This is a genomic window from uncultured Campylobacter sp. (assembly GCF_938045775.1).
Classification (GTDB): Bacteria; Campylobacterota; Campylobacteria; order Campylobacterales; family Campylobacteraceae; genus Campylobacter_B.
In genome coordinates this window covers 1-9,752 of record NZ_CALIBH010000225.1, presented here as the reverse complement: position 1 = coordinate 9,752, position 9,752 = coordinate 1, and the positions used below count along the sequence as shown (strand labels likewise).

The 9,752-nt window shown below is 49.5% G+C and carries 10 protein-coding genes; 6 read left to right on the top strand and 4 right to left on the bottom strand.

The features are described from left to right. Positions 1-228: 228 nt before the first annotated feature. A complete protein-coding gene (gene sppA / locus Q0238_RS09025; RefSeq protein WP_297945329.1) occupies positions 229-1,101 on the bottom strand; it encodes a signal peptide peptidase SppA in 873 nt (290 codons plus the stop codon). Then, a complete protein-coding gene (locus tag Q0238_RS09020) occupies positions 1,089-2,306 on the bottom strand; it encodes a metal-dependent hydrolase (protein ID WP_297945326.1) in 1,218 nt (405 codons plus the stop codon). The genes sppA and Q0238_RS09020 overlap by 13 nt, the downstream gene beginning before the upstream one ends. Before the next feature lie 172 nt (positions 2,307-2,478). On the opposite strand from Q0238_RS09020, the gene aroQ reads away from it, so the two are divergent. The 6 genes from aroQ (at position 2,479) to mnmA (ending at position 7,482) form a co-directional block, all read left to right on the top strand. Beyond that, a complete protein-coding gene (gene aroQ, locus Q0238_RS09015) occupies positions 2,479-2,946 on the top strand; it encodes a type II 3-dehydroquinate dehydratase (protein WP_297945323.1) in 468 nt (155 codons plus the stop codon). 14 nt (positions 2,947-2,960) lie between these two features. Next, complete coding sequence (locus tag Q0238_RS09010; protein WP_297945320.1) at positions 2,961-3,986, top strand: M24 family metallopeptidase; 1,026 nt, start codon at positions 2,961-2,963, stop codon at positions 3,984-3,986. A gap of 17 nt (positions 3,987-4,003) precedes the next feature. Beyond that, positions 4,004-4,534 (top strand): 2-amino-4-hydroxy-6-hydroxymethyldihydropteridine diphosphokinase, encoded by a 531-nt coding sequence (gene folK / locus Q0238_RS09005; protein ID WP_363317137.1) that lies wholly within the window; start codon positions 4,004-4,006, stop codon positions 4,532-4,534. Beyond that, positions 4,516-5,733 carry a hypothetical protein gene (locus Q0238_RS09000; protein WP_297945315.1) on the top strand — a complete coding sequence of 406 codons (1,218 nt, stop codon included), beginning with the start codon at positions 4,516-4,518 and terminating at the stop codon, positions 5,731-5,733. Before folK ends, Q0238_RS09000 begins: the two co-directional genes overlap by 19 nt. 115 nt (positions 5,734-5,848) lie before the next feature. Next, positions 5,849-6,454: a TIGR00730 family Rossman fold protein gene (locus Q0238_RS08995; RefSeq protein ID WP_297903198.1), complete on the top strand. Its 606-nt coding sequence runs from the start codon at positions 5,849-5,851 to the stop codon at positions 6,452-6,454. Then, positions 6,451-7,482 carry a tRNA 2-thiouridine(34) synthase MnmA gene (gene mnmA / locus Q0238_RS08990; RefSeq protein ID WP_297945312.1) on the top strand — a complete coding sequence of 344 codons (1,032 nt, stop codon included), beginning with the start codon at positions 6,451-6,453 and terminating at the stop codon, positions 7,480-7,482. The genes Q0238_RS08995 and mnmA overlap by 4 nt, the downstream gene beginning before the upstream one ends. A 387-nt stretch (positions 7,483-7,869) precedes the next feature. On the opposite strand, the gene Q0238_RS08985 is transcribed toward mnmA, so the two are convergent. Both Q0238_RS08985 and Q0238_RS08980 read right to left on the bottom strand, forming a co-directional pair. Continuing rightward, the gene (locus Q0238_RS08985; RefSeq protein WP_297945309.1) at positions 7,870-8,052 is read right to left on the bottom strand and encodes a hypothetical protein; all 183 of its coding nucleotides are present in this window, start codon (positions 8,050-8,052) and stop codon (positions 7,870-7,872) included. A 558-nt stretch (positions 8,053-8,610) separates the two neighbouring features. Next, positions 8,611-9,752, bottom strand: a 1,142-nt coding sequence (locus Q0238_RS08980; protein ID WP_297945306.1) for a DKNYY domain-containing protein, incomplete at its 5' end; no start/stop codon positions are given.

Here is a 9,752-nt window from a genome sequence, read left to right as displayed (position 1 = left end):
TGCGAAACAGAATTGTGATTATACAAGAGTGATGCTTAAAGGGGGCTGAATAATTGGTAAAAAAATGAGGAGTTCTTAAACGAAGAAAAGATTCACAAAAAAGATAAAATTTTAAAGAAAAGACCGAATGAAAAAGCGAGGAAATTTAAAAGTAATCAAACCCAGTATAGCTTCTATATACAAAATTTTACTCTTAAAATTCCCTCATAATCTAAAATTTCTAAAATTCTAATACGCCATCAGCTTCGCGCCGAATGCTCCGCGCACTAAGCTTTCGCTTTTATTTGCCAGCTTATCCATCATCTTTTCATACGCAGAAGGCTCCTGCCAGATCGGATCTGCTACGCCGCTAGCCTTTACGAGCGCGCTCTTAGCGTCCTCTAAAGAACCCACCTCGTCGATGAGCCCAACACCTTTGGCACCGCTAGCTAAAAATACTCGCGCATTCGCCCACGTATCGCGCTTCCTAAGATCCAGCGAGCGCGCCTGCGCCACCTCGCGCGTGAATAGCTCATAGCTCTCATCCACTAAAGCTTGCAGACTCGCGCGCTCCGCGTCGCTCCATTTTCGCATCATCGTGCCCGCCTCTTTGAGCTCGCCCGCTTTGACGATCTGTTCTGAAAGTCCCAATTTAGCGGCAGCTTCGCTCACGTCTAAGCCCTGCATGATCACGCCGATAGAGCCGATGAAGCTGCCCGGATTTGCGTAAATTTTACTCGCCCACACGCCGCCTAGGTAGCTGCCGCTCGCCATCGTGCCCTTGGCATAAGCAACGACCGGCTTGCGCGAGTTTAGTGATTTGATAGCCAGCGAAATTTCCACGCTCGGGCTTAGCGCGCCGCCGGGGCTGTCGATCAGCAGAAGCACTCCCTTAATCGCCTCGTCGTTTTTCAGAGTTTCGATCTTTTCTAAAATTTCGCTATCATCTATTATCGCGCCGCTTAGCGAAAGATGAGCGAGATTCGCGCCCTTTTGTTGCGCGCTTTCACCGCCTGCAAAAATCAAAAACAAAATAAGCAGAAAAATCAGGGATTTAAAGTATTTGTTGATAAACCCCAGTACGGCGCCGATCGGCGCAAAGATGTTTTTTAGAAATTGCATTTCATTCCTTCGATAAAAAGTGATTTTGCATTTTTGCTCTGCAAAATGAGCTGTAGCACCAGCTGGCTCTGCTCGCACTCAATGCCTTCAAAAACGGCGATGTCGGCGAGCTTACCGGCTTTCAGCTCGCCCAAATTTAGCCCAAGTGCCGCAGCAGCGTTTCTCGTCGTGCCTAAAAGTAACGCCCGCGCCAGCTCTGCCAAACCCAGCTCGTCGTGCATCATTAAATTTGCACGCAGCTCGTCTAAAAAATTTAGACTGAAATTCGAGCTAAGCCCGTCGGTAGCGATGTTGCAATTAAGTCCGCTTGCGAGCAGCTTTTTAAAGCTTAGCCGCTTTTTGCTAAGCAGGCGGTTGGAGCGCGCGCAGTGCGTGATCGAGTGAAGCTTCGGATCAAAGATGCTAAAATCATCCACCCAAACGCAATGCGTAAAAAGCGTGCGAAGTCCGCTAAAATGCGCTACGAAGCTCTGCGGCGAGTAAAAAGGCGCGGGCGCAGGATTAAATTTAGAAAGCCAGGTTTTAAGCTTACCGCGACCCGCGCGCAGCCATTGCCGCTCATACGAGCTCTCCATAAAATGCGTGCTTATGACAAGCCCGTTTTCGCGGGCAAGCTTCGTCGCAAACTCCGTAATCTGCGGGTGCGTCGAATATGGCGAGTGTACCGACACGGCGGGGATGAAAAGCGAGCTCGCAAGCGCCTTTGAGCGCTCAAATCGCTCTTTAAATTTAGAAATATTCTCCGCCGCAGCGTCTTTGCTCGCGCCTAAAATTTCATTGAAAAACACGGTTCTAATGCCGCTTTTCGCGCAAGCTTCAGCCTCGCCGCCGAAGCTTGAAATTTCGCCGATCGTACCCACGCCGCTTCGCATCATCGCAATGATCTGCTCCGCGATTAGCCGTCCGCGCGCCGTGGCGTCCAGCTGCTGCCTTGAGGCGATGACGCTGCCTAGCCAGTCCAAAAAATCGCCGTAGCGCAGTGTGCCTTTGTTTGCGCTAAATTCCAAATGCACGTGCGGATTTATAAACGCAGGCATCGCTATGTCGCCGCTAAAGTCCAAAATTTCGGCTTGCGGATATTTGCGCGCCGCGCTTGCAAAGGCACAAACCTCGATTATCTTTTTATCAAAGACGATCGCGCCATCTTTTAAAATTTTAAAATTCTCATCGCAGACAAGAACCCACTTCGCCCTTAAAATTCTCATCGTTTTCCTTATCTAAAACAGCGCGTGATTTTAGCATAAAATTCTATTTCGCGCTAAATTTAGAGATAAAATTTTATTGTTTGGGTTTGAACGGACAAATCTGACGCCATAGTAAAAAATAAGCTCGCTTTGGTTATAATTTTTGCTTAAATTTCAAAACAAGGACGCAAAAATGAAAATTATGGTGATTCAAGGACCGAATATCAATATGCTCGGTATGCGCGAGCCCGCTATTTACGGGGTTATGAAGATGGAGGACATCCATAAACAGATGAAGGCGGTCGCCGATCAGAGCGGCAATGAGATCGAGTTTTTCCAGAGCAATTTCGAAGGCGAGATTGTCGATAAGATCCAAGAGTGCTTCGGCACCTGCGATGGCATCATCATCAATCCCGCCGCCTACACGCACACTTCGCTCGCTATCCGAGATGCACTCGCCGCAGTCAGCCTGCCCGTGATCGAGGTGCATATCTCAAACATCGCTCGCAGGGAGGAGATTAGACAAAAAAGTCTAATAGCACCCGTGACTGCGGGTCAGATTATCGGATTCGGTCCCGTGGGATACCATCTGGCGATGATCGGAATGATTCAAATTTTTGAGCAGATCAAAGCCGCCAGAGCCGAGCAGAAAGCCAAATAAGTTTGGGATTAAATTTGAAAAATTTTATCCTAAAGGACGAAAACGCCGTTTACCACGAGTGCGGATACAGCTGCGACAATGCGATATTTTTGAGTCTTTCGGGGCGCAAATTTTTCCTCACCGATGCGCGCTATAGCATCGAGGCGCGCGAGCTTTGCAAAGATACCGAGGTTATCGAGGTCGAGCGAAATTTGATAAAAGACGCACGGCTGTTTTTGCGAAAGGCTGGCGTAAAGGAGCTTAGCTACAACCCGTACGATTTTAGCGCGGGCGAGTGGGAGGCGCTGAGCAAGGGGCTTGGGATAAGATTTAAGGCGCGGGCGAATTTTGCGCAAATTTCGCGCATAGTAAAATCAGAAGACGAGATAAAAATTTTAAAACGCGCGGCGCAGCTGGGCGCGGAGAGATTTGACGAATTTGCCGCGTTCGTGCGCGCTAGCGGCGAAGGGATGAGCGAAGAGGAGCTGTTTTTTAATGCCGAGCTCATCTTTAAGAAAAAGGGCAAGCTCGCGCTTAGCTTTTCGCCTATCGTCGCGATCAACGAAAACGCCGCCAAGGCGCACGCTCTGCCGAGTAAAAAGCGGCTGCGGCAGGGCGATTTGCTCCTGCTTGACGCGGGGGTTAAATTTAATCGCTACTGCTCGGATAGGACGCGCACGGCGTGCTTTGACGAAAATTTTAACTTCGGCAAGGAGCAAAATTTTAAAAACGCCAAACGACAAGAAATTTACGAAATCGTAAAAGAGGCTCAGGCTCTTGCGATCGCGGCGGTTATGCCCGGTAAAAAGGCGAGCGAGATCGATGCGGCGGCTAGGGATTTTATCGCCGCTCAGTGCTACGGAAAAGCGTTTTTCCACAGCACTGGACACGGCGTGGGAGTCGATATCCACGAGCTTCCATTCATCTCAAAGCGCGGAGATACCGTGCTAAAAGAGGGCATGGTCTTTAGCGTGGAACCGGGGATTTACTTGCCGGGCGAGTTTGGCGTGCGCATCGAGGACGTCGTGGTCGTGCGCGAAAACGGGGCTGAAATTTTATGAGAGTAGCTCGGGTGAACATGCAACTTAAGAAAAACGGATTTTACGAGTGCGCGGACGCGCTGTGCGTCGTAAAAAGCGCCGTTTTCCCGATGAGGCGCCGCGAGCGAGGAAATTTTAAAAATTTATACCTGCTTGGGCTCGGCGGAAATTTAGGCGACGTCAGGCGGCGCTTCGAGCGATTTTACCGCGTTTTGCAAAGCGATACGCGCTTTTTCGTAGCGCAAAATTCTTTGATTTTAAAAAACAAGCCGTTCGGCTTTTTGCGGCAGGAAAATTTTTTAAACGCCGTAATGCTAGTGCAAAGCTCCCTAGCGCCGCTTGCGCTGCTTAAGATTATGCAGCGCGCGGAGCTACGATTTGGACGCAAACGAAGCTTTAAAAACGCGCCGCGCACGCTGGACGTGGATATTTTATACGCAAGTGCGAAGGTAAGGCCCGGTAGCAGGCTAGCTCTGCCGCATCCGGGAGTAAACGAGCGCATAAGCGTGATTTTGCCGCTTGGAACGATGAAATTTAAAAGAGGACTGATATGCAAAATAAAATCGTAAATTTTTTAAGCGCCAAGGGTGGGGTCGGCAAGAGCGTGATCGTGGCGAATTTCGGCGAAATTCTAAGCGAGATAGGCTACCGCACGGCGATCATCGAGGCTCCGAGCTTTAGCAATCAAGAGATCATCCTAAACGCGCTGCAAGGCAAAAAAATCTCGCTTCAAAGCGCGAGCGCGGTAAAAATTTCGCAAAATTTAACGCTCGTCTCGCCCGCGCTTGCTTCACAAAATCCCGTGTCTTCACAAAATTTTACAAATAGCGCGAATTCTGCGGCGCAAAATTCTATCAAAAACGCAAGCTCTAGCGCAGATAATTACGTCGTGCGAAATTCTACGGATAGCGCACAAAATCGAGAAGGCGACGAAAGTGGTGGCTCGCACAATTACGCGCAAAAGTTTACGAGCTCTGATAGCAAAAACAACTCAGAAAATTCCGCCGCTGCAAATTCAATGGCAAACGCTACAAAAAATTCTACGAATTGTGCAGCCAAAAAGCCGCAAAATTGCGAAGATAGATGGAATTTTACAGAATCAGAAAGTCTAGAGAATTTTAAAAGCGACGATTTCACCAAGCAAAATTCAATCCCTGACGGGAATTCTCAAAATTCCGCGAGTAAAGATGAAATGAAAAATTCCGCTCGCTCATCAAATCCCGAAAAAGCCGGAAATTCCGCGAGTGCAAAATCTCACGAAAGCTCCGCTCGCTTCGCAAGCGAGCTAAAAGAGGCGGGAATCTTCGATTTTATTTTGATCGATGCGGGGCTTGAGTATCTTGGAGATTTTTTGAGCATAGGCGACGAAAATATCGTGCTGTGCGCGAACGAACCCTGCTCGATAAGCAACACCTACGCGCTTTTAAAGACGCTTGGGGCGAGCAAAAAAGAAGTTTTGTTTTTGCTAAATTTCACCGCGAGCGAGGATGATGCCGTGATGATTTACGACAATCTAAAGTCGGTTGCACACCGCAATATAAGCGAACTGGGCTTTAAATTGCTAGGCTTTGTGCCGTTTTGCAAACAAGTAGCCGTCTGCTCACAAAATCGCGCGCTTTTTAACTCGCACTATCCGTTTTCGCCCGCTACCATCGCGCTTAGACAGAGCGTCTCGCGATTTTTAAGCAAACAAGGCTGCGAGCCTATCGATATGAGCCCTTACCGCGGCGTCGGCGGATTTTTACGAAAGCTTAGCAACCTAGTATGATTTACGATGAGATTTTAAATCACGCAAATTCTACTATTTTAAACGGAATTTTAAAAATTTAATGGTATTCTTAAAGTTAAAATTTTAAATAATATACACAAAAGATAGATTAATCATGCAGTTGAAAGAAATTTTAAAAGACATCAAAATTGCCCGCGACAATCTCAAAAACGTGGGTAAAAGCGCCACGATCTTCGGCTCGGCGCGCTTTAGCGAGGACAATCGCTACGTAAAAGACGCGCAAAAGCTCTGCGAAGGGCTTGCCGATTTAGGATACTCGATCATCACCGGAGGCGGTGGCGGCATTATGCAAGGCGCCAACCGAGGCGCATTTGCGAGAGCAAGAACGCACAGCGTGGGCTTTAACATCATGCTGCCGTTTGAACAAAAAAGCAACGGCTTTTTGACGCAGGGCGCGAAATTTTCGGCATTTGCGCCGCGCAAAGGCGCTCTCATCGAAAACAGCGAAATTTTCGTCATCTTTCCTGGCGGATTTGGGACGCTGGATGAATTTTTTGAAATTTTAGTGCTGGTGCAGACGGGCTTTAAACGCGCGCAGATCTATCTTTACGACGAGGAATTCTACGCGCCGCTAATGGAGTTTTTCCGCACTTCGCTGCTAAAATCTGGCGCGATAAACGAAAGCGATCTGCAAAATTTCAAACTCTGCGACAGCGTGGATGAAATTTTGGCGGATGTGCGACGTAAGGAGAACGAATGAAAATTTTAGTCGCGATGAGCGGCGGCGTGGATAGCTCGATGTGCGCGAAGCTGCTGCAGGACGCGGGGCACGAGGTGCAGGGCTGCTATATGAAGCTGCACGCAAAGCCCGGCTATCACGAGGCGAACATCGCCAAAGTCCGCAAAGTAGGCGAGTTTTTGGGTATAAAAATCCACATTTTGGATCTGCAGGAGGATTTTAATCGCGACGTTTACGAGCCCTTCGTGCAGGCCTATATAAGCGGTCTTACCCCAAATCCCTGCGCGCTGTGTAACCGCCGCATCAAGCTAGGCAAGCTCTTGGAATTTGCGCGCGAGCAGGGCTTTGAGCGCCTAGCTACTGGGCACTACGTCCGCATCGAGGATGGGCTTTTAAAAGCCGCGACAGATCTTAGCAAAGATCAGAGCTATTTTTTAGCAAACATCGATCCTGCCGCGCTTAAATTTATGCTCTTTCCGCTTGGAGGGATGTATAAAAAGGACGTCAAAGAGGCTGCGCGCGCTTATACGGAGCTTTCGCAGATCGCCTCTGCGAGCGAAAGCAGCGAGATCTGCTTTGTGGACACCACCTACATCGACGTTTTAAACCGTCATACGGGCACCAAAATGCCCGGTATCGTGCGCGACCGCGCGGGCAACGCCATCGGCACTCACGAGGGCTATATGCATTACACGATCGGCAAGCGCCGCGGTTTTACGGTGCACGGCGCGCATGAGCCACACTTCGTGCTAAGCATCGACTCGAGCAAAAACGAGATCGTCGTGGGCGGCAAGGACGAGCTGGCGACCTACGAGTTCGATACCGAAAATTTTAACGCCTTTTTAAGCAGGGATGAAATTTTAAATATGCCTGGTCTCGGCGTTAAGATCCGCTACCGCAGCGCCAAACTCCCCGTTAAAATTTCGCCGCGCGAAGGAGGCGGGGTGCATGCCGTGCTATCCGCGCCCGCAGCAGGCATCGCTCCGGCACAGCTCGCGGTTTTCTACGACGAGCGCGACCGCGTAGTGGCAAGCGGCTTTATAAAATAGCGCTTCACATCCTATGCTCGCTTTCGGCGCCGCCTGGACCTCATCTGCTCGCAAAACGGCGCGCGATACAGAGAATGGGGCGCCGCAAAATATAAAATTTATATAGCACTATCACGCCGCGACATAAAAAAACAAATGTTGCGCAAAACGTGAAAGGCGCGCGCACAAACGATGCGATGCGTGCGAATATGCCGTGATAGATTTACTAGCACAGCACAAACGAAATATGTAAAAAATTTAAAAATAACGCCACACAAATAGAACTCGCGGATAAAATTTCAAGTGATGTGATTTAAACGATAGGCGCCGCATCTGCAATATAAAACGACACACTTACGAGCGCGAAGCAGAGAATGTGCTCAATATAAATGGCGACGAGCGTCCGACTTAGAGGCAAAGGCGTTTGCAACGCAAAATTCTTTCGCCTAGCTCGGTTAAATCGCTCATAGAACTAAAATTTTGCAGCAAGATTTTAGAGCCTTGCTCGATCGCGTACTCAAATCGTTCATAAATTATTTCTACCATGCACGTGACGTATCGCCGCCACAGAGCTGCAGTTTGAGTCATCATAGATTAAATCTCTGTGTACCAAATTCGGTGACCTGTCGCTTGGCGCACATTATCCGCGCGGTTCGAGCCCGCATTTTAAAGCGCTTGGAATTTAGAATTTGCCGTATGGCCGTGCCGAAATTATCGTGCGCACGCCCCGTTTCGCACATCGCGCGCCACTTTCTTAGATAGAAAATTTAATGCCGCGCCCACACTCTATTTCTAGTACGGCTTCGCCACAATATGCAAATCTCATAGCTACGCGCACCAATTTAAACTCTGCTCGTCGCGATACATAAAATTATCGTCCGAGCCACACCGAGCTTATCACGTACAAAATATTCCGCGAGCTACCTAGGTGCGGTGAAATAAATTTTATACGACCGCCCTAAAGCGATTTTCGATGAAATTTTAAGCTTACGCCAAAGTTTGTACCGTAGCTTTAAATTTCATAAAGTTTATGCCGAATAAAAGCAAATTTTAAAGCTTAGCGACGCACTCTACATCCAAATCGCAGCTAAAATCAAAAACCGAAGAGACCCGATCTGCACGAAATCGTCGTCTGCGCCCAAATCGCGGCTAAAATTCCACTCGCGTCTTTACCTCAAAAAGCAGCTCGCCGTCCACCGCCTTAAGCCCGCCGCTCTTTATCATCTCGCGAATTTTACTCGTGCCAAGGCTGCTTTTTTGAAGCAAAATTTCAACCAAGTCTAGATCCCTGATCTCATAAATGCACCGATCTATCAGCTGCGAAGAGCCCAGATCGTCGAAGTAGAAAAATCGCCCGCCGTTTGAATAGACCCAGCCGTATAGCCCGCCGTGCACGCCGCCGACCCTGCGCCACTCGTGCGGCAGATCGAACGCGAAAAGCCCGCTTTTGCGAGCGACCAGCCTGCGAGTGCTGCGACCGCCGCCCCAAACATCCGCGCGCTCCAAAAAATATATCCGCTCGCCGCTTTGAAATACGCTGTCGCTAAGCGCTCGAATCTCGCCCGCAAAGGGGTTATCTGCCGCGCGCTTTTGCTTTCCGTCGTTCTCGTCGAAATAATAGATGCCGCCAGAGGAGGCAAAAAGTAGATGATTTGAGTGCGCAAGCTGCCTATTTAGCGGAGTATAGGGCGCGGCAGCTGGGTCAAATTTCAGATCGTTCGCAAAAACGTCTCCGCTTTTCGCATCCCACAAAAAATAGCTCAACCACTGCCTCAAAAGTTCGTAATGCCCGGCATCGTGCGCGTCAAGGCGTAGGTTTTTAAAATACACGTTCGTGCCGTCCGCGGCGTAAACGTCGCTAGCGCGCCCATCGCTTCCCTCTATCTGGCGCAGGCTCGCGGCATCGGCGCCCGGCAAAATCTCTCCTTTATAAAACGCGCGCGAGCCCTCCGCCGCGTAATACAAACCCGCGATTTGGCGCAGATTTGTAGCGTCCATTCGCTTAAATTTATAGAGGTAGCTTTGCGGCTTGGGCGCATCCCAAAAAATATGCGCCAAGGTTTCATAAGTAAGCTTAAGCGCCCCCAGCGCGTCGTTTGGCACCGCCTCGCCGTCGCAAAAGTAGCTAACTTGCCCGTCGCTTACGTAGCCAAACGCCACGGCCTTCGTGCGCGCGGGCTCCAACTCGCTCATCGCGATGTTTCCGCAATATACGGCGTTTTTATCCGCCGCGACATTGGAGCGGTAGCCGGAGCCGAAATCCAAAACCCGAAAGCTCGCCGCGTCCGCGC

Bases quoted from the DNA above. Each gene is read 5' to 3' on its own strand.
- Q0238_RS09020 (WP_297945326.1), bottom strand. From the start codon at position 2,306: ATGAGAATTTTAAGGGCGAAGTGGGTTCTTGTCTGCGATGAGAATTTT.
- aroQ (WP_297945323.1), top strand. From the start codon at position 2,479: ATGAAAATTATGGTGATTCAAGGACCGAATATCAATATGCTCGGTATG.
- Q0238_RS08995 (WP_297903198.1), top strand. From the start codon at position 5,849: ATGCAGTTGAAAGAAATTTTAAAAGACATCAAAATTGCCCGCGACAAT.
- sppA (WP_297945329.1), bottom strand. From the start codon at position 1,101: ATGCAATTTCTAAAAAACATCTTTGCGCCGATCGGCGCCGTACTGGGG.
- Q0238_RS08985 (WP_297945309.1), bottom strand. From the start codon at position 8,052: ATGATGACTCAAACTGCAGCTCTGTGGCGGCGATACGTCACGTGCATG.
- folK (WP_363317137.1), top strand. From the start codon at position 4,004: ATGCAACTTAAGAAAAACGGATTTTACGAGTGCGCGGACGCGCTGTGC.
- Q0238_RS09000 (WP_297945315.1), top strand. From the start codon at position 4,516: ATGCAAAATAAAATCGTAAATTTTTTAAGCGCCAAGGGTGGGGTCGGC.
- mnmA (WP_297945312.1), top strand. From the start codon at position 6,451: ATGAAAATTTTAGTCGCGATGAGCGGCGGCGTGGATAGCTCGATGTGC.